Raw genomic sequence first — 20,738 nt, forward strand, 5'->3', positions numbered from 1 at the left:
TCCGCGGGCCTCGCCCGCCGCCGTCTCTCGCGAGCGGCGCAAGGAAGTACTTTACAGGTCGGCTCCGGTCTTGTCAACGCGGTCACGAAATCTTTACAACTCCGCTCCCCCGCCGCCGGGAGCCGGGACCGGCCCAGCGCTACCTCCCCGCCTCCGGGAAAGGCAACTTGTCTATAATACACGCCTCCCGGGAAAGCGCAAGGGGGAATTTTCGGCTTTTTTGGGAATCGCCCCCCGGGACGCGCGGGGCCGGGGGGGGGCCGAAGGGCCCGAGGGCGGCCGGAGGCACTGGATCGCCGATCTCCTTGGGCGCTCCAGGCAGGGAGCCCTCCTGGCGGAGGGCTCCCGAAGCACCGTCTGATCTGAAGCGATCTCTGCAACTACTTATGCAAGGGGCTGACTATATATAAGTAGGGATGAGCAAGACGCTCCTAATGCTGGCAGCGACGACGGGCGATGAAGGCCACGCCCGCAGCGGCGGCCGCAACGGAGAGAATCCCCACGGCGAGCACGAGGCTATCGCCAGTCTGGGGCAGCCGGTCGGCAGAGCCCGAGGCGTCGCGAGAGCTGTCACCGTCCTCCACGACCGTGGCACCTGTCGGCTTGGAGGCAGGCTTGCCGTCAGCACCCTGTCCGGAGGACCCGGGCCGCGCGGCGATGCCGCTCTCTTGGGCTGCGGAATCGTCGCTTTCCTCGTTGCCGGTGGCACCGCTCACTCCGACATTGCCGAGATTGCCATCGACCTCCGGGAGGTCGGACCCCCCATTGCCATTACCGCCCTCAACATTGTCGCCCTCGGGCTCGGAGGGAGCGGGCGGGGCCGGGGGCGTAGGCTCGGGCGCTCCAGCTTCGGGAGCATCATCGGGCGCCGCAGCCGGCACCGGCGTGTAGAAGAGGTTGAGCTCATTGCTGGCAACGGCACCGGCCACGATAACGCTTTCCTTGTCGGCATCCACATAGGCCATATTGTCCACGGGAACGGCCAGAAGAGCGGAGTCGATTTCGGTGCCGAGAGGCTGGCTTTCGATCTCGTAGGTGCCCATGCGATCGAAGCGGACGGTCTGACCGTTGACCTCGCTTATCACCGTGTCGATGCCCGGATCATCGGCGAAGGCATCGCCATCGCTGATGGAATAATAGTTCACGGTGCAAGGGCTCTTGGCGCGGAAGTAGTTCAGCTGCACCGTATTCTGCTCGGGATCGGCGCTGGCGATGGGGTCCGTCGCCCAACCATCGAAGAAAATGTAGTCTGGGATGTCCCTCACGTAATCCCAAGGATCGATCTTTTCACCCACGGTTACGCCATCGTAGGTGTGAGAGCCCAGCAAGCGAAAGCCCGTGGGATCGTTGAAAGAGGGGTCGTCGTAGTAAACCATCTCGCAGTAGTACACCGTCACTGTGGTCTCGGCGGCCGGGGCGGCAGAAGGCCGATCGACGGAAAGTCCACTGGCAGAGGGCTCCATCGAGGGGGCCGGGGAGGGACTGGGGCCTTCGACGGGAACAGCCTCGTTTGTCGGGGAGGCTTCGTCGGCCCCATCGTCGGTGGGAGCGGAAGGCTCCTGAGCCGCCAGCTCTTCCTCCGAAGGAACCGGAAGCTCTTCGGCAGGAGAGGAGCTGGCGGCATCTTCCACTACCTTTGCTGCTGAGACATCATCAGCGGGTTCCGTGAAAGCCTCAACGGTCGGTTCCACAGAATCCGAAGCTTCATCGATGGCGAAAGCCGCCAGCGGAGAGAAGGCAAGTGAGCCGGCGAGAAGGCCGGCGAGCAGGGCGCGGCTCCACGGACGGCGCAGTCCGATGCTGTTCTTGTTCACGAATGGTACTCCGTTTCACGCAGGAGGCCGCCTTACCCCCTTGGACAGCATCCCGCTTCTCGATAGCTATAAGTCTAGGAAATTACTAGATTTTGGGGATGCATGTTGTACCAAAGGGATGGGATCGAGACAAGCCGGCACCGTCAACAGGAGGCCGAAACCCCTGGTTTCCCATGGTTCTTTCATATTCGTTTCACCAGGTAGATAAACAAAAGTTGATTGGTCATCTTTGAGCGGCGGGCGCTTGTGATGGCCGGGCGGCCCGCAGCAAAGCGAGGGTCACGGGGTCTGCGGGCGCAATGGCGAGACCCCGCTGCGCGGAGACAATAGAGGCGCGGGGGCAGGGCTGCCAGGGCAAGCGCGGGTGAGTAGCCGCGCCGCGATGAGCGAGAGTTCTTAGGCCGGGTTATAAAGCGGCGGCAACTCCATGATGGTGATGGCATCGCCGGGCTTGCCCACCACGGCCATGGCGGAGCCCTTTTCCACGAGCCGATCGTGGTGGCGCACGGCGCGGTTCCATTCCACAGCATAGGCGGGATCATCGCGATGATCGGGAACGCCGTAGCGCTCGCTCAGGATATGGGCGAGGGCCTGGGAGGTCTTCACAGCGCCGGCGTAATTCAGGTGATCGCCCCAATCGCGCGTATCGGTATCCCAGTCGATGGCCACGGCATCGTCGCCGGTGTTCAGGTCGATAAATTCGATATCCAGCTCGTCGGCGACGGCCTGGGCACCGTTGTGGCGGGAAGTGTACCAGCACTTGGTGCTCGGCGTGCTGACGATGACGAGCTCGCTGCCGGCGGCGCGGCACATGTCGCGCATCTCGGCCAACACCGATTTGGTGAGCTCGGGCACTTCGGCCACGTTGTCGGTGGGCTCCATATAGGCCGAGTCGTCGGCGGGGCGAACGCCCCATTTCATGCGGAAACCCTTCATGTCGTCAACGTAGTCGTTCTCCGCGGAGCCGAAGAAATCGCGCAGCGTGAGGGCCTTCCAGCGATCATGGCGCTCGAAGATGGGGAACATATCCTTGATGGTGCTCTTGAGCAGCTTGTTCTCGTCGAAGGGCTTGAACAGGGAGTTGCCCTCGATCATGACGACGCGGGGCTTTTGAACCTTGAGGGCGCGCTCTAGGAGCGTGCGGCTGTAGGTAAGGTTCTGACCGCCGATAGCGCAGGTGTAGGTAGCAGCGCCGCCGGCCTTCCAGATTTCCACGGGGGACACGGCGCTGTAGGTTTCAGAATCGCCGATGAACAGGGCATCGATGCTGTTTTTCGGTTCGCCGAGGAAGCCGTTGGCCGCCACATGGGCCGCGTGCACTCCACCGACGTTGCCGTTGCTCTTGGGTTCGAAGATACGGGAAGCGCCATAGAGAACGAGCAGGCCCACGAGCACGAACGCGATGGCCACGAGCAGGCTCTTTCCAAGGGCCCGCAAGCGGGCCGCCCCGTGGAGCGGAGCCCCTTCGGCAGCGACGGGCTCGCCGGGATCGATGGAGGCGGCGGCCGTGTCCGGCGCGATGGCGGCCGGGGCTGCGGCGGTGTTTTCCGGTTTCGTTGTAGACTTCTCTTCGTTCAACGGGATTCCTTTGGGCGTATGGGGTGCGTTATCGGACTAGAACTGGGCATACATGGGATCGACCGGCGCATAGGCGGTGCCATAGGCACCGAAGATGATGACGGCCAGGAACAGGGCGTACCAGAGGGCCCAGCGGGCGGGCAGGGGCCAGGCGGCCACACGCTCGGTGATGGACACCCCGCGTTCGCGGATGAGCCCCACCGCCAGCATGAGGGCGACCCATGCTAGCACAATGGCCAGGTCGTGGCCGTCCAAACCGATACCCGCCGCACCAACTCCAAAAATGGAACCGTCCACCAGAGAAGCGCCGTTGAAGTCGCAGACCATGGCGCCGAACATGGCCAGGCCCGCATCGAGGCCCTCGGCCCGGAAGAACAGCTCGCCCACAACGATGATAACGAGGGTGCGGGCGATCTGGAATGCCCGATATCCCGCCGATTCCCGGCTGATGCGCAGGCGCTCGGCCACCTTCACCGCCGTGGGCTCGATGAGGCTTCCGGCCACAATGAGTACAAAGTAGTACAGGCCGAAGAAGATATACTGGCTGCCGGCTCCATGCCACAGACCGTTGCCAAACCAGACGCAGAACAGGGCCGCCGACGAGGCCAGCAGCGGGCCATAGCGGTTCCCGAAGCGCTTGCGCGCCTTGCTCGTGAGCTTCTTGAGCGGCTTCGACAGCGACACCGGATAGTAAATGTAGTCGCGCAGCCACGTTCCCAGGGTGATGTGCCAGCGTTGCCAGAACCCAGCGGCTGTGCGGGAGAAGAAGGGCTGGCGGAAATTCTCGGGCAAAGAGACGCCGAAAATGCGGCCCATGCCGAGGGCGACGTCCATGGTGCCGGAGAAATCGCAGTACAGCTGTACCGTGTAGAGCACCGCGCCCAGGGCGATGATGCCGCCGTCGTAGGCGGTGTAGTCGGCGAAGACCGGCTTGACGAAGGCGTTCAGCCTATCGGCGACGATCATCTTCTTCCCCAGACCCCACAGCATGCGCAGGGTACCAGCATAGAGGTTCGCTCGCGTGACGGGGTGCCCCGCCATGAGTTGATCGGCTGTTTGGCCATAGCGGCTGATGGGACCCTCCATGATCTGGGGAAAGAACCCGAGGAAGAGTGCCACACGACCGAGGTTGCGGTCGGCCGCCACGGTGCCGCGGTACACGTCGATGAGGTAGGAGCCGGCCATGAGGGTGTAGAACGAGATGCCGATGGGGGCGGCCCACACCGGCAGCTCCGTGTTCAGGGTGATGCCCACCAAGCCGAGGGCCCCGTCGATGACCGACGCGAAGAAGTGCAGGTACTTGAAGGCCGCCAGAAGGCCGAAGTTCACCAGCAGTCCCGTAGCCATGACGATCTTCATCTTCCGAGCGAAGCGGGCGCGTATCTCGCGCTTGCCCGATTTCGCCGCCTTCACGGCGCTATCGCGCTGGCTGATGAGGGCGCCGAGACCGAGGCCCGTGCCGTAGATGGCCAGAGTGGACACCCACAGCGCCAGGATGAGCTCGCGGGAGAGCCAGAAGAAGAACAGGTAGCTGGCCACAAGCAGAACGGCCCAGCGTGCGCGGCGGGGCGCAATGGCGTACACAGCCACGGCGGCCGGGAGGAACGCTGCCAAGAATATGAAGGAGAAATACGAGGTCATGGGTCTTTCGGGGTCGGACCGGGCACGGAAACCGCAGGACGGCACCGCGAGGAGCACCTGCTCCCCGCCGTGCTCGCCGGCCGGAGGGTGCGGGTTCCCCCGGCCGAAGGAGTGGGCGAATGCTAGTCGAGCTGGTCCTCCACCAGGCGCTTCACCATGGCAGTGAGGCCGTCCACGGAGTTAAAGTTCTCCACCACCACTTCCACGGCGGGGATGGTGATGTCGAAGGCGTCCTCCAGCTCGGCCACGAGGGCCACGATGGTGAGAGAGTCCAGGACACGGTCGTCCACGAGGGTGGTGCAGCCCTCGAAGTCGGCACCGGGAGCCAGCTCATCCAGAATTTCCAAAATAGTCTCGCGCTCTTCCATGTTCCTATCCTTTCTTTGGGGGGGGCTTCTATGCTCGGGCGGTGGGGCAAAGAGGCAATACGCTGGCCGATGCCCTGCCGCGGGGCTTCCGTTAGGGCATCGACGGCGTGTTCAGAGGGTCGGTGCGCACAGGTCCGCGCACCAGGGTCAGGTTTCCGTCCCCATCGGCGAAGGCCACGGCCGGTAGATCGCGGGACAGCAGCAGCGACACGCCCTCGGTCATGCAATAGGCACCGGCCTTGTCGAAGGCGAACAGCGTACCAACCTCCAAACCGGCCACGGCCATGGCCTTCATGAGGATGTCGTTGGTGGTGCACAGCGAGCCGCAGAGCGTCCACTCCTCCACGGGGGCGCCCTCGGGAGTGGACAGCTGACGGCAGGGCCAAGCCTTCAAGCCGAGGCCACCGCCGTAGTAGGTGATATGGTGGATTCCTCCATCCACAATGGCGTAGTTCACCCCCTGGTTCGTCTTCGCATCCACCACGCGGGTGAGGTAAGTGCCGCACCAGGCCGTGAGGCCGCGGCCGATTTCCAGAGTGAGAGGCCCGTCGAAGGCCATGGCGTCCAGCAGAGAGCCCACACCCTCCAGGTGCTCGCGGGTGGCAGTGGGATCTTCCTCCGAGAAGTAATCGGCCGGCAGGCCCGGGCCATACTCGAACTCGCGCACGGTAAAGCCGTAGTCGGCGGCCAGGGCGGCCATGAGCTCATCGGCCTTGGCCAGTTCGCGCTGGACCCGGCGCAGGGAGGTCTTCTGGGTGCCGGAGAACTGCTGGATGCCCCAGATATCCACCGCCGGGTCGGTGCCGTGCTCGGCAATGATGGCGCGAATGTCGGCCTCGTCCATGCCGAACTGGCTGCCGCAGGTGAGGCGCAGCAGCAGGGGAAGGGGCCGGCCATACTCGCGGGCCAGGGCCAGCAGCAGGTCGAACTGGCGCCGCGATTCCACCGTATAGCGGTGCACCGCGGCGCCGGCATCCAGCAGACCGCGAATGAGGTCCTCGTCCTTGGCCACACCGGACAGGACGATCTCGGCCGGATCGACGCCGACGTTCTGGCAGATGCGCAGCTCCCCGGGGGAGCACACCTCGAAGCGATGCACATAGGGGCTGATAAGGGGAATGGCCAAGGGATTCGCCTTCACGGCAAAGCAGAGCGCCGCGCGGGCGGGCAGAGTTTCCTCCAGCAGCGCCACCCGATCGCGCAGGGACGCCTCGTCGAAGACATACAGCGGCGTGCCGAAGGCATCGGCGGCCGCTATGAGGTTCTCGTCGTTCATCGTTCTCCTTCGTTGCGGGCCTTCGGGGGCCCGGGGTTGCGGCGGGCGCGGCGGGCACGGGCGGCGGCGCGGCTCTGTTCCAAAAGGGCCGCCCGATCCACCTTCCCGTTTTTGGTGAGGGGCATAGATTCCACCGCGACGATCTGAGTGGGAATCATGAAGGGCGGTAGCTTCTCGTGGGCTTCGGCCCGCACAGCGGGCGCCTCTGCCGTGCCCTCGTAAAAGGCGATGAGGCGCTTGCGCTCCTTGTCGTAGGCGCAACGGCAGCGCTGGACGCCCTGGACGCCCTCGATAGCGGCATCCACTTCCTCCAGTTCCACTCGATGACCTTGGTGCTTGATCTGATTGTCCTTGCGGCCGCGGTAGAACAGCTCGCCCGTCTCGTTGAAGGCGGCCAGGTCGCCGGTGCGGTACACCCGGTCGGGAAAACGGTTGTGCAGCGGGTTCTGGGTGAAGGAGAGCGCCGTGCGTTCGGGATCGCCCACATAACCGAGGGCGAGGGACACGCCGCGCACCATGAGCTCCCCCACCGTGCCCGGCTCGGTGACCGGGCACCCCTCGCCATCGACCAGCAGCACCTCGCGATTGGGGAAGGCCACCCCCAGCGGGATGCCCTCGTCGTAGTCGCGGTCGCGCTCGATGACGTGATAGAGGCAGTTGCAGGTGACCTCGGTGGGCCCGTAGAGATTGGCGAAACTGGCCTCGGGCAGATGCTCCATCCAGGTGCGCAGGTGCTCGGCGGGCATGACCTCGCCGCTGAACAGGACCCGGCGCACGGCCGAGAGGGTCTTGCCATCCAGCCCGTGGAGGCTCGTGATAAGGCACAGAGCCGCTACCGCCCAGGTCATCACCGTGACCCGCTGCTCTTCCAAGTAATCCACAAGGGCCGCGGGTTGCGAGAACAGGGGGCGGGGCACCACCACGAGGGTGCAACCGCTGGCCAGGGCCCCATAGATGTCCTTGACGGACACATCGAAATCGAAGGGAGCCTGGTTGGCGATGCGGTCATCGCCGCGGAAGCCGAACAGCCGGGTGAAGTCGCCGATGAAGTCGGTAATGGCTCGGTGGCTCACGGCCACGCCCTTGGGCGTGCCCGTGGAGCCAGAGGTGAACAGCACGTAGGCCGGGTCGGAATCGGTGAGGCCGCGGCGGCTGGCCACGAGGGCGGCCTCGTCGAGAGGAGCCTCCAGCACATCGGCAGCGACCAGCAGCTCTCCCTCGGCGGGAAGGGCCGCAGCCGCAGCGGCGGCGCGATCGCCATCGGCCACGATGAGGGGGTTGCCCAGGGCGCCGGCGATGCGGGCCAAGCGATCGGCCGGCACCTGCGGATCTACCGGCACGTAGAAGCCGCCGGCGTAAAGAGCGCCGAACATGATGCTGAGGGCGTCGATGCCCTTCTCCATGTAGACGACAACCGCCCGATGATTGGCCTCGTGGGCCGCCAGGGCGCTGCCGGCCCGCTGGGCCCGATGGCGTAACACCTCGTAGGTGCAGCTGCCGTGCTCGTCGATGACGGCGAGGCGATCGGGGAAACGGGCGGCATCGTCTTCCAAGTATGAGAGCACGCTCCGACGCAGGGGCATGGGCCTTCCTTCCATAGGGGCTAGTCTTTTCATTCTAGGCGAACGCGCCCCTTAAGTTGTAAAGATTCCCCCATGAAATTCTTAAGATTTTGCCAACGGCGTGATAATTGGCTGCTTTTACGACAGAAATCGCATCGATGGCGGCGCGCGAGCCGGGCCCGACAAGGCGCCGTCGGCTCTCGTCTATCGGCCACGCCCCTTCTCTACTTTAGCGCAGTAGAGCAAAAAAGCGGACTGCCGTCGCGCCATAGAAAGCTAAGAGAGAGTATCATAGTTGCAGCAACGTATTCGCGGACGCGGCCGCTCGTTCCGCGCCCTGGCCCGAAGGGGGTTTCCATGCAGATTATCGAAGATAGGGTATACGCCTTCTCCAAGGACAACGCGCCCTGCTATACCGCGCGTCCCGGCGAGGTCATGGTGTTCAAGAGCCTCGACTGCTTCTCGGGCCGCCTCACCGACGAGACCGTCACCATGCGCGACATGGACTTCTCCTACAACATCACCAACCCCGCCGCCGGCCCGGTGTACGTGGAGGGTGCCGAGGTGGGCGACGTGCTCGTGGTGGACATTTACGACATCCAGGTGGCCGACGAGGGCACCATTGCCACCGACGACCACTGCGGGCCGCTGTTCGAGGGCACCGAGTACCGCACGAAGAAGATCAAGATCGAAGACGGCATGGCCGATTTCAACGGCGTGCGCTTCCCCATCAACCCCATGATCGGCGTGATCGGCACCGCTCCAGCCGAGGGGGCGCCGGCCGACGGCTTCGTGGGCAACTACGGCGGCAACATGGACAACAAGCTCATCACCAAGGGTACCCGCCTGTACTTCCCCGTGCGCGTGCCGGGCGCCCTGCTGCAGATGGGCGACGTGCACGCCACCATGGGCGACGCCGAGCTGTGCGGCACCGGCATCGAGATTGCCGCCGAGATCACCGTGCGCGTGTCCGTGCTGAAGAACTTCGAGCTCCACTGGCCCGTGCTGGAGACCTTCGGCCCGGCCGGCCGCTGGTACGTGAACGCGAGCGCCCAGGAGTACAACGAGGCCCTTATGTGCGCCTCCAAAGAGATGCAGCGGCTGCTCATGGCCATTACCGGCTGGGACGCCATCGACACTTATATGTACATGTCGGTGCAATCCGACGTGGAGATCAGCCAGGGCTGCAAGCCCTGCGAGGTGCAGCTGTCCCTGCGCATCGGCACGCCGAAGCTGCCGCAGTTCCCGCCGCTGGTGGGCTAGGGGGCAGATTCTCGTTTCGTTCTTGTGCTCAAAAGATGCGCGGAATGGTAAGCTATCGCCGCGCTTCGGGCGCATTGGGGAAATCGGGCGACCCCTGCTTGGGAGAACGTAGGGGCCGCCCGGTTGAGGAAAGAGAAGGATCTGGAAGGGAAAGGAAGGAGACTCTATGTCGAAACCCATCCAAACGCCGGGCTCGACGGACAACTCGTCCCTTGAGCAGTTCGGCTACAAGCAGGAGCTGCGCCGCGGCATGGGCCTGTGGGACGTCGTGCTGTACGGCGTGCTGTTCATGGTCATCATCGCGCCGCATTCCATCTGGGGCCTCGTCCAGCAGGACGCCCTGGGCATGTCCACCCTCGTGTACATCGTGGGCTTCATCGCCATCTTCTTCACGGCGCTGAGCTACGTGCGCATGAGCAACAAGTTCCCCATTGCCGGTTCAGTGTACTCTTATGTGCAGCGCGGCATCAACCCCCACGTGGGCTTCATTTCCGGCTGGCTCATCCTGCTGGACTACTGCATCACCCCGGCGCTGCTGTACGTCATGGTGGCCAACTGGGGCACCATGCTCGTGCCGAACAGCCCGTGGTATCTGTGGGTCATCGTGTTCGTGGCCTTCAACACCTTCGTGAACATCCGCGGCATCTCCATGACCCGCGGCATCGACTTCGTCATCTTCGCCGTTGAGATTCTGGCCGTCATCGCGTTCATCGCCCTCGGCTGCAACTTCATCATGGGCGGCGGCGGAGCCGGCGAGTTCAACGCCGATCCGCTGTGGCAGCCCGGCAAGGTTGATGCGCACTTCCTGGCCGCTGGCATTTCCATTGCAGCCCTGAATTTCCTCGGCTTCGACGGCATCTCCACCCTGGCCGAGGAGACCAACGAGCCCCAGAAGAACATCGGCCGCGGCATCCTCATCGCGCTCGGTCTCATCATCGTGTGCTTCGTGGCGCAGACCTACATCGCCTCGCTGGTGCAGCCCGATTGGCAGAGCTGGAGCCCCGAGCACGCCGAGAACGCCTGGTTCTACGGCTGCGAGATGATCGGCGGCGAGCTGTTCCGCAACATCATGCTCATCATCAACATCGTGGCCATCGGCATCGCCAACATCATGAACGCGCAGCTGGCCGCCTCGCGCCTGCTGTACTCCATGGGTCGCGACGCTGTCATCCCCCGCATCTTCGGCAAGGTGCATCCCAAGTACCAGACCCCCTGGGTGGGCGCGCTGTTCATCGGCGCGGTGGCGCTCGTGCTGTCGCTTGTCCTCACCATGGCCGACCTGGCCACCCTGGTGAACTTCGGCGCCCTGGCCTCCTTCATCATGCTGAACTTCGCCGTGTTCTGGTACTTCTTCATTAAAGAGAAGAAGCGCTACTCCTTCGGCAACATCGTGAAGTACCTCATCTGCCCCTGGCTCGGTATCCTCATTCTGGGTTACGTGTTCACCGGCTTCGACGTGATGACCTACGCTCTCGGCGTGACCTGGTTCGTCATCGGCTTCATCATTTGCGCAGTGAAGTCGAAGGGCTTCAAGGAAGTGCCCGACGCCTTTAAGAACCTGGACGTGTAAGCGCCCAACCGCGCACCTTCCCCAGTGCCCCAGAGCCCCCGGCATGCGTCGGGGGCTCTTCTTGTATACTGTGCATCGGGCGCATGTCGCGCAAACGCACTTTTCTTCTCCTTGGCTTGACCAGGCTATTTGCTTTGTTTTCCCTGTTCAGAGCCTTGACTTCGGTGATGCGAAAAATTGCGTTTGCGCGAGGTTTGGCGTCTTCCGACGCGAAAAGGGAGGCTCACTGTGAAGATTGGATTTATCGGGCTGGGGAATATGGCCACAGCCATCATCGGCGGCCTGCTGCGCGAGAGCACGGTACTCGCCGACGGGACAGCGGTAACGGCCGCCGATCTTATCGGCTCGGCCAAGACCGAGGCCACACGACAAGCGAAGGCAACGCAGTTCGGCATTGCCGTGACCGCCGACAACCGCGAGGTGGCCGCGGCGGCCGATGTGCTTGTGTTGGCCGTGAAGCCGCAGTTCTTTCCCGAGGTGATCGCCGAGATCCGCGGTGCGGTGAACGAGAACACGCTCGTTATCTCCATTGCGGCGGGACTCACGCTTGAACGCATCGCCGCGCTGTTCGGGCGCGACGAGAACACCATGAGGCTTATCCGCTGCATGCCGAACACTCCGGCCCTCGTGAATGCTGGCTGCACCGCCGTGTGCCCCGGCACCGGAGCCACCGAGGACGACGAGGCCCTCTGCCTCGCGCTCATGGAAAGCTTCGGACACGCCATCGTTATCCCCGAGCGCCTGATGGATGCCGCGAGCGCAGTGGCGGGCAGCTCGCCGGCCTTCGTGTTCATGTTCATCGAGGCCCTGGCCGATGGGGCCGTGGAAGCCGGCATGCCCCGAGCTCAGGCCTACGAGTTCGCAGCGGCGGCCGTAGCGGGATCGGCGCGGCTCGTGCTGGAGACGGGGCGGCATCCCGGCGATCTGAAGGATATGGTGTGCTCGCCGGGCGGTACCACCGTCGAAGGCGTGAAGGCCCTAGAGCAGCGCGCCTTCCGCGCAGCCGCTATGGAGGCCGTGGGGGCCTGCGTCGCCAAGGCGAGGGCGCTGTAGGCGGCCAGGGGGCGCACCGCGCGGCGCGTGAAAACCGGCGAGGCGGCACAAGCGCCCCTGGCCGGCCCACTTCACCCCCCCGACGGCTCCTACGGTTTAGCCACCCTTCCCGGGCACCCGCACCCGGCGGTAAGCCGGCAGCACCCCAGCGGCTCCTACGGTTTGGCTACCCTTCTCGGGACTGGCGCCGCGGCGCGCTATGATAGCCCCGCTGTTTTCGACCCCCTTAGAAAGGCGGACCCTATGAAGCAATCGAAGAAGCTGGCCGTGGTGATGGCCGGCGTGATGGCCCTGGGGCTCGTGGCCCTGGCCGGCTGCGCGGTGCAGGGTGGCACGAGCGACCAGGCTCCCGCGACCAAGAACGCCGCCCAGCCCGACAATAACGCGCCGGATGGCCAGGTAGTGAGCACGGCCATGGTGGCTTACGCCAATGGCAACGAGGTGATGTTCGTCGACCAGGAGACCCAGACCCCCTACATTCCCACCAACCTGGACGCCGCCACCATCATCTACGATGGCCAAGACATCGATGAAGACGACCTGATCGCCGGCAACATTGTGCAGGTCACGGGCAACGGCATCATGCTGGAGAGCTACCCGGGCCAGTACCCCGGCATCACGAAGGTGGAGGTCGTGGAGCAGGGCAACCCAGCCGATGCCGAGCAGTATGCCGATATCGTAGACACCGTATTCGCTGCGCCCGATCAGAGTCAGGTGCCCGTTGGCAACCTCGAGTACAAGACCACCGACGCTCAGGTAGCCGTTATGCTGAACCCGGTGGCCTACGAATGGGAATGGGTGCAGCAAGACGGCACCACCGACGAGGCTGAGGTGAGCGCCGAAGCCTTCAATGCCGACGGCACGCTGGCCGAAACCGTGGCCGACGGCCGCATTACCGGGGCCACCGATGCCTTCGCCGCCTTCTCGGTGAATCCTACGGCCATCGAAATCGAGCGGCGGCCCCTGGCGACCACCGACGCGCCCGCGGTCGATCCCACCGGGCAAGACGAAGACGTGGCCTGCATCCTCGGCGAAGATGGGGCCGCGGCATTCTCCATGGAGCCGGGCTTCCTCTACGAGCTGAAGGCCACCTTCCCCCAGGGCGAGGCCGAGTATGCCTTCTACACGGTGAGCTAAAACCCTCCCGTTTCCGTCGCTCGATACCGCAAAGCCCCGCCTCTTGGATTCCCGAGAGGCGGGGCTTCTTGGTTGCAGAGGATGGCGAGATCGGCCCTGAGCGCGGCAGCACCCCCTAATCCAAGCAGCGAAGGGCGGCCTGGCTCTTGCCGGCGCGTTTGGCCACATAGAGGGCCTCGTCGGCCACCTGGTACAGATCGTCGAAGGTGACAGGATAGCGCGTGCAGGCCACGGCGCCGATGGTGATGGAGGGGTGCAGATCGGCCGGCATATCGGCAGGGCGCCCTCCCTGGGTGTAGATACCGCCGGAAAGCTGGGCGAGCACGCGATCGAGGGCCGGCCCCGGTCCGAGGCCGCCGGCGAAAATGGCGAACTCGTCGCCGCCGAGGCGGGCAACCACGTCGTCCTTGCGCATATGGCGGCTGAGGAAGGCGGCGATCTCCTGGAGCACCCGGTCCCCCTCGGGATGACCGAAGCCGTCATTCACCTGCTTGAAGTTGTCCACGTCCACCAAAAACAGGCTGCACCCGCCCCGGCATTCATCAGTGGCAAGGGCCTGCTCGATACGGGTCATAGCCGCCTCGCGGTTGAACACCCCGGTCAAACCGTCCAGCTCGGCCTTCTTCCGCAGGCTCGCCTCGCGCATGACCATCTCATGGGTGTCCAGTAAACGCCCCACGTGGCGCACGGGGCAGCCGGCCTCGTTGAACAGCACGAAGGACTGATAGCGACACCAGATGGGATCGCCCTCCACATTGGGCAGCGAGGTTTCCATATCAATGAAGTCCCCCCGCTCCACTACCGCGCGAATGGGCTCGATGTCGTGCACCTCCAAATCGATGGAGCACTCCTTGTCGCAGCGCTTGCGCAGAATGAGATCGGCGGACTGGGGGGCGCGCCCGAAGCGGGCATCGAAATCGCCGAAGACCTCGCCGACCTGATTCTGGCAGTCGATGTCGAAAATGACATCGCGAGAGAGCACCGTGAGAATTTCCACGCGATCATTGGCCCGCTCCAGCTGCTGCTGATAGCTCATCTTCTCGGTGATGTCGATGATGGTGACGTAGAACCAGGCCGCACCGTCGGCATCCACCACATAACGGCCGCGGTCGTCCACCCAGCGCACCTCGCCGTCGGGACGGTTCAGGCGATAGGCCACCGCATCGGTGTCGCCCGCAGAAATCTGCTCGGCAATCTCAGCCGCCACACGCTCGCGGTCATCGGGATGCACCATGCCCAGAAACGTGTTACCCGTGATGGCGCGGAACTCATCGTAGGTGGCACACCCGAACATGGCCAGCACGTCTCGGCTCACGTAATCGATGGTGCCGCCCTCGTCGTCGGCGCGATAGCGAAACAGGCCGCCGGGGATGCGGTCGAGGAATTCTTGGGACACCTCGTCTTCGATGACGCATCCATCGCGAGAGCCGAGCTTGCCCTCCGTAACCCGATGAAACACTGTCATGACAGCCTCCCCACCTCGCGGCGGGGCGCGGGCGGCCCCATGGCAGCTCGCGTCCCTTCCTTCTCTTTCCCCGATCATAGCATCGGGGGCTCTGTTCGTTATCGGCATTCCGTCAAACACCCTGTAGCTGGGGCAACTCGTCTGTAAACGAACAGAGCCCGAGCACCTACCTGCAAATGGGGATGGCGCGTCACGGGGACAGGCGCTCTATCCCAGCGGTTGATCGCACTGGTTTCCGCAGGGATTTTTCTGTCACCTGTCTCACAAAGGAAGGCGCATTGCCCGCCGCAAAATTCCACGCACTGGCTCCCCGGCGGTCCTCAGGATGATCTACGGAGGGGCGGTGGCTGGTGATGGCGAAAGTCGGACTGCTATACTGGATGCATTCTCTTGAAGGAGGAACGATGCGCTATCTGATTGCGTCCGATATCCACGGGGCGCTGCCCGCGGCCGAGGCTCTTATGGAACGCTTCCGCGAAGAGGGGGCCGACCGCTTGCTGCTGCTGGGAGACCTGCTGTACCACGGCCCGCGCAACCCCCTGCCTACCGGCTATGCCCCAGCAGAGGTGGCTCGCCTGCTGAACCGCTACGCCGACCGCATCACCGCCGTGCGGGGCAACTGCGAAGCGGAAGTGGACCAGATGATGCTGGATTTCCCCTGCCTGGGCGATTACTCCCTGGTGGTGGACGAGGGCACAACCCTGCTGCTCACCCACGGCCACCTGAATCTGGGCGCGGTTGTGGCCGGATTGCCGGCCGGGTCCTTCGTCTTCTCGGGCCACAGCCACATAAAGGGCATCGGGCCCCAGGCAGCCCCGGCATTCGTGCGGGCTGCTGCGAGCTTTCCCGGCAGCAGACGTGCCGGCGACTCGGCCGACGACGGACGCAGAGACAGCGAGGGTGGCGGGGGCGGAGTGACCGGCGAATGCGGCGGCAGCGATGGCCCGGCCCCCGCCATCACCTTCGTCAACCCCGGGAGCATCGGCCACCCAAAGGACGGCTCTGCCAGCTACGCGCTCTACGAGCGCGGCGCCGTGAAACTGCGCATGCTGTAGCCCGTTCCCTTGCGACACAGCCTGCAATCCCGGAGGTCGGGGGTTGGCGGAGAGACGGGCGCTGTTCACCGCTGCTTCCGCGGCCCACCCGGGAAGTTGTCCGACCACAAAAAAGACCCCCATGACTGGGGGTCTTCTAAATGGTGGTGGTCGGAGGGGGACTTGAACCCTCGACACACGGATTTTCAGAGTGTCTTAATAGATTTATTCGCTCTCATGTTTTGTAATGCTGCCTACATGATAAAATGCTGTCTAAGCAGGTAACTTGTCTTTATTGTTTAATGCTGTTGCATGGTGTCTAATGCATCTGGGCTAACTTTGGATGCCTTATGTTTGCGACAAGGTTGCGACAATGATTGCGACAAGTTGAGTTTTAAGGACTATGGGCAATGGGCGAACTCTACTACACTAACCGCAATTTTCGTTACAGCGAAGCACAAGAAAAGTGGCGCGGCGTTATGTATCACTATGGCGCGGACGGCAAGCGCCATTACAAAACAAAGACGTTCAAACCCGATGGCAAGCGGGCGGCGTATGCCGATTATCTTGCATGGTGCGACAAAGAGGAAGAGGAAGCACAGCGCAAACAATGGCAGGGTGACGCGGCAACCGTAGCAGCGTTGCTAATACCCGATTATGTAAGCCGTTTTATCAAGACAAAGGAAGCTACAAAGTCAATAGAAGCATCAACGATTAGGGGCTATGAAAACTCTTTGCGTTACATACGCGAAGAGTTTGCAGGTACTACCGTTAAGGACTTGAAAGCTAAAGCCGTTGAAGAATGGCTAGCGAAGCTGACCGGGCGCGGCTATTCATCATCAACCGTTGGCAAGGCTTATAGGCTGTTAAAACAGGTGTTGAGCGATGCAGTTAATAACGGCGTTATCATGCGCAACCCCCTAGCAACCGTTAAGCCGCCGAAGCGTGGCAATAAAACACAAGGTATAAATGCGCTTGATGCAGACGCAAGGGCGGCAATGTTGGATAAGATGGCAGCGCTAGAGCTAACCCCAACGCTTGTAGCGGCGTATTTGGCGCTTTATACCGGGATGCGCCGGGGCGAGGTTTGCGGGCTTCAATGGCGCGATCTTGACGAAGCTAACCGCGTAATCTGGATTAAACGCGCTATTGGCGATGGCAAGGGTGGCACATACATTAAGCAACCGAAAACAGACAAGATCAGGGATGTTTCATTGCCTGATTCCCTGCTTGCTGTCTTGCTTGATTGGAAAGCGAAGCAGCGCGAAGAGTTTGCAAACAATATGGCAACTTTGCGCGGCGATTCATACATCATTGGCGATGCTCTGGGCTACTTTCTCCCAAACCGGCTAACGAAAGAATGGAACTCTATAGCAAAGCTGTTAGGCGTGCGCGGGATAGAGGGGCGTTTGCCAAACTTTCACGATTTGCGCCATACATGGGCAACCATGTTTCTTGCAAGCGGCGGCGATGTTAAGACGGCAGCAAGCAATTTAGGACACGCAAACGCCGCCATGACGCTAAACATTTATGCAAGTGCAGACCCGGACGCAAAGCGGCGGGCGGCTGAAATAACAGAAAAAGCTATGCGGCAAACTGATTAGGAAGGATGGCGGCTAATGAGCAAGTTTGGGTATTGCGCAATGCGTGAACGCAAAGGGGCAACCATTAAGGAAGCAGCAAGCGCCGTAGGTGTTTCAACCCGAACGCTTCAATCATGGGAAGAGGGGCGAACTTCACCGGGCGCATTAAAGATCATAGAGTTATGCAGATTCTACGATTGCACGGCAGATGAACTATTAAGCGTAGGAGAGCAGGAAAGCGCGTTAATTAGCTTCTATCGAGAGTGTACGCCGCAATGGAAGAAAAATATTTTAGATACGGCATTTTGTGCGGTAGGAATGGCGGCAAGCCAACCGAACATAATCCATTTGAACCCTAGCAACTATCAGCGCTAAATCCTATTTGGAATGTTTCATAGGGTGGCTATAGGGGTGGCATTCAGACCCTTTAGCCACCCTTTAACATTGGCATACAGAATAGAAGTAGAAAAGAATAACTATAGCCCGCCGTGCTTGTGCCCTACACAAGCACAGGCGCGGTGGGCGTATGGCGGGCTATAGAGAAGAGAAGGGCAAAGCAGACGTTTTGCGTTGTGGAAAACGTGTTTAAAACCTCATAACCTTTAACTTATATGTAGATATTATGAAGATAATTTAGCTTGAATCCTGTTAAAAACCATGACGGAAACCACCGCCTATGCTTAACCATGACGGAAACCACCGGTTTTTATTAAATGCGCAGTTCAACCCTTGCAAAATGCGCTCTTTCTTTTTTGCTAAAGCCTTTAATCTTGTATGCTTTCAAGCGCCGATAGCGCCACTTGTGCCCATTTGCGCGTTTTGTCTATGGCGTTTAACTTCATGCAACGTAGCTACGTTTTGTTATTTCGTGTCTAGGTTGTTTGAAAGGTCGTAGGACTATGGGCGATACAAGTACCACACAGGCGCAAAGCCTTAGAAGCATGAACGAACTTGTTACCGTTAGGCAGGTGGCGGAATGCGTGCAGCTTTCACGCGCCACGATTTATAACCTTGTCAAGGATGGCAAGCTAAGAGCCGTTCGGGTACGCGGTCGAACTATCAGGCTTAACCGTGACGAAGTTTGCGCCTATTTCGGGTTGTAGGGTTTTAGGCTATGGGCATTAACAACTTTGACGAAGCGGCGGCGGCGCGGCTTTCGCGCGTGCCTATTCCGTGGGTTAAGCACGAAGCTAAAAGCGCGGGCGACCCTTGTAAAGCGCAGCTAATAGCGTTAGCCGGATTAGAGGGCTACGGGCGTTGGTGGCGGCTAGTTGAACTTGTCGCAGATAATCCCTCGCACTCAATACCACGCCATGACGAAAAGGGCTATAAAGCCTATTTGCTCGGTCTTATGTTCACCGATGCCGAAGAGTTTGAGGGTTTTATTTCCACCCTGCTTGATCTTGATTTAGTCATTACAGACGAATACGGGCGGCGCGTTATTCCGCTAGTTGAAGCGGCGGCGCTAGATGTTGGAATGAGCCGCCTAAACGGTAGCAAGGGCGGCAAAGCGGCAGCGGCTAACCGCAAAAGAAAGCAAGGCTAACCATGTATCCAATAATCAGCCTACGCAACGAAGAACGCGAAGCGTTGCTAGATGCGCTCTCAATGTGTGTTGACTACTTACGCGAAGAAACGGCTTTAGCGGTTCAATGCTTTGATGATCTTAGCGGCTATTGCCCAGACGATTTGGGACTATGTGAACCGCTAGAGTGCGCGAACAAAGAGGGCGAAAACTCCGCCTTTCTAATGGCGTTAGAAGCTATGGAAATTATGACGGCGCAAGACTTGGCAGACCTAACAGGCGTTGACCTTGTAACGTGCAGCGATGTTTTAATTAACCCTGTTGCTTGCGAAGCAGAAAAGAGGGCGCAGGTCATAAGGGCGCTAGAGGAAAAGGCGGGCGATGATCTTTGGGGCACGCCATACCATATTGGCAGTAGTGATTGCGTTGGTCATTTCCTTTATTCATGGGTGCGCCGAAACTTCAAAACGCCGTATCAATTCGAGCCACAAGCCAAAGTATTTGAATTGAAAAGCTATCTAGTTGGCGCAGTTGGTAGCTTGTCCAATGATGACATAGAAAGCCTATTACAAGCCGTTAGCCTTGTTTCAGTCTTAAAGGACGCGGCGGCGTTGGCGCGGGAACAAAGGCGGCGCGATATTGAAGCCGCCGAAACGTTTGCAGCAGCGGCGCGGGCGGCTTGCGCTTCACGGTAACGGGGTGTCCCAAAAGCACACGTTAAGAGACTGTCGCCGCAAAGCTTCAATATCACGTAATAACCTGCTTCAATGTATCTCTAAAATTGTCCCTTTACTATTGTCCCTAATAGTTATAGACTTTTAGAGACGTTAGGAAAGGGGCATTTATGCGTTTGGGCTATGCAAGAGTAAGCACCAAAGAACAAAACTTAGACCGCCAATTAGATCAGCTAGAAGCGGCGGGCGTGGACAAGATATTTAGCGATAAGATCAGCGGCGCTAAGGAAAGCAGACCCGAACTAGACAAGCTGTTAGCCACGTTGCGCGAAGGTGATACCGTCATAGTTTGCAGCTATGACCGATTGGCGCGAAGCAGCAAGCAGCTTTTCGACCTTGCCGAAAAGTTTGAAGCTAACGGCGTTGCTCTGGTATCGCTCAAAGAGGGCACAGACACAAGCACGCCGCAAGGCCGTTTCTTTTTTGCCATGTGTGCGGCAATGGCTCAATTTGAGCGCGAACTAATCAAAGAGCGGCAAGCCGAAGGGATTGCTGCCGCCAAAGCGCGAGGGCGCAAGTTTGGCAGACCCGCCACCGATGCAAGCAAGATGGAAAAGGCTATAAAGCTATACCGTAATGGTGGTATTTCAGTGAGCGAGATTTGCCAAAGCACAGGCGTTAGCCGTGCGCCCTTATATCGTGCCTTGAAAGATAAGGGCATAAAACGCTAGGCGTTTGCTATAATCCGTTTTGCCCATAGCCTAACGGCTAGACGCTTAAACCCGCTATTGTAGATGGCGGGTTTCGTCTTTTCTAAGGGGTTGTTTTGGGTTGAGACGGGGTGAAGTAGGGAAAAAAGCAAAAACGGGGCTAATGCGGGCGGCATATTCAGCCAAACGGTGCTTTGCTTTCGCCTTTATGTGCCCATGTTTGCACTATCTGCCCTCATTGCGTTAGATCAGTAGCCACCCTATACCACCCCTATAGTCACTCTATTGTTTCTTTGGGCAAGTATCAGCAAAAGCAAAAATGTTTCAATATATCTCGCTAGCTTGATCTTGAAAAGACCACCCCCCTTGACAAAACCGCTACGCGCATGTTTTTATCTCCCGCCTTTGGGAGTTAAGGCTCAAAAAGTGTGCTCCCCACGATGAGTAACCGCGAGGTCGTGCTCGATAAATCGACGCCGCAAGTT

General features: G+C 60.7%; 18 protein-coding genes. 11 read left to right on the plus strand and 7 right to left on the minus strand.

The window, feature by feature from the left end; genetic code table 11:
* Window positions 1-431: 431 nt before the first annotated feature.
* The 6 genes from AAK988_RS11085 to AAK988_RS11110 form a co-directional block, all read right to left on the minus strand.
* Window positions 432-1,814, minus strand: a complete 1,383-nt coding sequence (locus tag AAK988_RS11085; RefSeq protein ID WP_369873499.1) for an LPXTG cell wall anchor domain-containing protein — start codon at window positions 1,812-1,814, stop codon at window positions 432-434.
* A 396-nt stretch (window positions 1,815-2,210) separates the two neighbouring features.
* Window positions 2,211-3,392, minus strand: coding sequence for a hypothetical protein (locus AAK988_RS11090; RefSeq protein WP_369880761.1), 1,182 nt, complete (start codon window positions 3,390-3,392; stop codon window positions 2,211-2,213).
* 36 nt (window positions 3,393-3,428) lie between these two features.
* Entirely contained in the window at window positions 3,429-5,033 is a 1,605-nt protein-coding gene (locus AAK988_RS11095; protein ID WP_369873501.1) for an MBOAT family O-acyltransferase, read from the minus strand.
* A 122-nt stretch (window positions 5,034-5,155) separates the two neighbouring features.
* A complete protein-coding gene (locus AAK988_RS11100) occupies window positions 5,156-5,401 on the minus strand; it encodes an acyl carrier protein (RefSeq protein ID WP_135971126.1) in 246 nt (81 codons plus the stop codon).
* A gap of 91 nt (window positions 5,402-5,492) precedes the next feature.
* Window positions 5,493-6,677, minus strand: a complete 1,185-nt coding sequence (locus tag AAK988_RS11105; RefSeq protein WP_369873502.1) for a diaminopimelate decarboxylase family protein — start codon at window positions 6,675-6,677, stop codon at window positions 5,493-5,495.
* Complete coding sequence (locus tag AAK988_RS11110) at window positions 6,674-8,260, minus strand: amino acid adenylation domain-containing protein (RefSeq protein WP_135971124.1); 1,587 nt, start codon at window positions 8,258-8,260, stop codon at window positions 6,674-6,676. Before AAK988_RS11110 ends, AAK988_RS11105 begins: the two co-directional genes overlap by 4 nt.
* A gap of 336 nt (window positions 8,261-8,596) precedes the next feature.
* On the opposite strand from AAK988_RS11110, the gene AAK988_RS11115 reads away from it, so the two are divergent.
* The 4 genes from AAK988_RS11115 (at window position 8,597) to AAK988_RS11130 (ending at window position 13,262) form a co-directional block, all read left to right on the plus strand.
* On the plus strand, window positions 8,597-9,502 hold the full coding sequence (locus tag AAK988_RS11115; protein ID WP_135971123.1) for an acetamidase/formamidase family protein: 906 nt from the start codon (window positions 8,597-8,599) through the stop codon (window positions 9,500-9,502).
* A gap of 166 nt (window positions 9,503-9,668) precedes the next feature.
* Window positions 9,669-11,072, plus strand: coding sequence for an APC family permease (locus AAK988_RS11120; RefSeq protein WP_135971122.1), 1,404 nt, complete (start codon window positions 9,669-9,671; stop codon window positions 11,070-11,072).
* Window positions 11,073-11,300: 228 nt separating this feature from the next.
* The gene (gene proC, locus AAK988_RS11125) at window positions 11,301-12,125 is read left to right on the plus strand and encodes a pyrroline-5-carboxylate reductase (protein ID WP_135971121.1); all 825 of its coding nucleotides are present in this window, start codon (window positions 11,301-11,303) and stop codon (window positions 12,123-12,125) included.
* A gap of 243 nt (window positions 12,126-12,368) precedes the next feature.
* Window positions 12,369-13,262: a hypothetical protein gene (locus AAK988_RS11130; protein ID WP_135971120.1), complete on the plus strand. Its 894-nt coding sequence runs from the start codon at window positions 12,369-12,371 to the stop codon at window positions 13,260-13,262.
* Between the two features lie 115 nt (window positions 13,263-13,377).
* Here the strand turns inward: AAK988_RS11130 and AAK988_RS11135 are convergent, their stop codons facing one another.
* Window positions 13,378-14,727, minus strand: coding sequence for a sensor domain-containing diguanylate cyclase (locus tag AAK988_RS11135; protein ID WP_172711626.1), 1,350 nt, complete (start codon window positions 14,725-14,727; stop codon window positions 13,378-13,380).
* A gap of 404 nt (window positions 14,728-15,131) precedes the next feature.
* Between AAK988_RS11135 and yfcE the strand changes: the two genes are divergently transcribed.
* From yfcE to AAK988_RS11170, 7 genes are all read left to right on the plus strand, one after another.
* Window positions 15,132-15,782, plus strand: a complete 651-nt coding sequence (gene yfcE / locus AAK988_RS11140) for a phosphodiesterase (RefSeq protein ID WP_369873503.1) — start codon at window positions 15,132-15,134, stop codon at window positions 15,780-15,782.
* 389 nt (window positions 15,783-16,171) lie between these two features.
* On the plus strand, window positions 16,172-17,365 hold the full coding sequence (locus AAK988_RS11145; RefSeq protein WP_369880762.1) for a tyrosine-type recombinase/integrase: 1,194 nt from the start codon (window positions 16,172-16,174) through the stop codon (window positions 17,363-17,365).
* Between the two features lie 15 nt (window positions 17,366-17,380).
* Window positions 17,381-17,719, plus strand: coding sequence for a helix-turn-helix domain-containing protein (locus AAK988_RS11150; RefSeq protein ID WP_369880763.1), 339 nt, complete (start codon window positions 17,381-17,383; stop codon window positions 17,717-17,719).
* A gap of 566 nt (window positions 17,720-18,285) precedes the next feature.
* The gene (locus AAK988_RS11155) at window positions 18,286-18,447 is read left to right on the plus strand and encodes a helix-turn-helix transcriptional regulator (RefSeq protein WP_369880767.1); all 162 of its coding nucleotides are present in this window, start codon (window positions 18,286-18,288) and stop codon (window positions 18,445-18,447) included.
* A gap of 11 nt (window positions 18,448-18,458) precedes the next feature.
* On the plus strand, window positions 18,459-18,890 hold the full coding sequence (locus AAK988_RS11160; protein ID WP_369880764.1) for a hypothetical protein: 432 nt from the start codon (window positions 18,459-18,461) through the stop codon (window positions 18,888-18,890).
* A gap of 2 nt (window positions 18,891-18,892) precedes the next feature.
* Window positions 18,893-19,564: a hypothetical protein gene (locus AAK988_RS11165; RefSeq protein WP_369880765.1), complete on the plus strand. Its 672-nt coding sequence runs from the start codon at window positions 18,893-18,895 to the stop codon at window positions 19,562-19,564.
* Window positions 19,565-19,713: 149 nt separating this feature from the next.
* Window positions 19,714-20,274: a recombinase family protein gene (locus AAK988_RS11170; RefSeq protein ID WP_369880766.1), complete on the plus strand. Its 561-nt coding sequence runs from the start codon at window positions 19,714-19,716 to the stop codon at window positions 20,272-20,274.
* Window positions 20,275-20,738: the final 464 nt, after the last annotated feature.

The sequence above is a fragment of the Adlercreutzia muris genome (assembly GCF_041223505.1).
GTDB classification, from domain to species: domain Bacteria; phylum Actinomycetota; class Coriobacteriia; order Coriobacteriales; family Eggerthellaceae; genus Adlercreutzia; species Adlercreutzia muris.

What these genes read in the sequence shown, in the direction of transcription:
- AAK988_RS11095 (WP_369873501.1), bottom strand. Translation starts at nt 5,033, where the DNA reads ATGACCTCGTATTTCTCCTTCATATTCTTGGCAGCGTTCCTCCCGGCC.
- AAK988_RS11160 (WP_369880764.1), top strand. Translation starts at nt 18,459, where the DNA reads ATGGGCATTAACAACTTTGACGAAGCGGCGGCGGCGCGGCTTTCGCGC.
- AAK988_RS11155 (WP_369880767.1), top strand. Translation starts at nt 18,286, where the DNA reads ATGAACGAACTTGTTACCGTTAGGCAGGTGGCGGAATGCGTGCAGCTT.
- yfcE (WP_369873503.1), top strand. Translation starts at nt 15,132, where the DNA reads ATGCGCTATCTGATTGCGTCCGATATCCACGGGGCGCTGCCCGCGGCC.
- AAK988_RS11115 (WP_135971123.1), top strand. Translation starts at nt 8,597, where the DNA reads ATGCAGATTATCGAAGATAGGGTATACGCCTTCTCCAAGGACAACGCG.
- AAK988_RS11165 (WP_369880765.1), top strand. Translation starts at nt 18,893, where the DNA reads ATGTATCCAATAATCAGCCTACGCAACGAAGAACGCGAAGCGTTGCTA.
- AAK988_RS11150 (WP_369880763.1), top strand. Translation starts at nt 17,381, where the DNA reads ATGAGCAAGTTTGGGTATTGCGCAATGCGTGAACGCAAAGGGGCAACC.
- AAK988_RS11110 (WP_135971124.1), bottom strand. Translation starts at nt 8,260, where the DNA reads ATGCCCCTGCGTCGGAGCGTGCTCTCATACTTGGAAGACGATGCCGCC.
- AAK988_RS11105 (WP_369873502.1), bottom strand. Translation starts at nt 6,677, where the DNA reads ATGAACGACGAGAACCTCATAGCGGCCGCCGATGCCTTCGGCACGCCG.
- AAK988_RS11135 (WP_172711626.1), bottom strand. Translation starts at nt 14,727, where the DNA reads ATGACAGTGTTTCATCGGGTTACGGAGGGCAAGCTCGGCTCTCGCGAT.
- AAK988_RS11130 (WP_135971120.1), top strand. Translation starts at nt 12,369, where the DNA reads ATGAAGCAATCGAAGAAGCTGGCCGTGGTGATGGCCGGCGTGATGGCC.
- AAK988_RS11120 (WP_135971122.1), top strand. Translation starts at nt 9,669, where the DNA reads ATGTCGAAACCCATCCAAACGCCGGGCTCGACGGACAACTCGTCCCTT.
- AAK988_RS11145 (WP_369880762.1), top strand. Translation starts at nt 16,172, where the DNA reads ATGGGCGAACTCTACTACACTAACCGCAATTTTCGTTACAGCGAAGCA.
- AAK988_RS11170 (WP_369880766.1), top strand. Translation starts at nt 19,714, where the DNA reads ATGCGTTTGGGCTATGCAAGAGTAAGCACCAAAGAACAAAACTTAGAC.
- AAK988_RS11100 (WP_135971126.1), bottom strand. Translation starts at nt 5,401, where the DNA reads ATGGAAGAGCGCGAGACTATTTTGGAAATTCTGGATGAGCTGGCTCCC.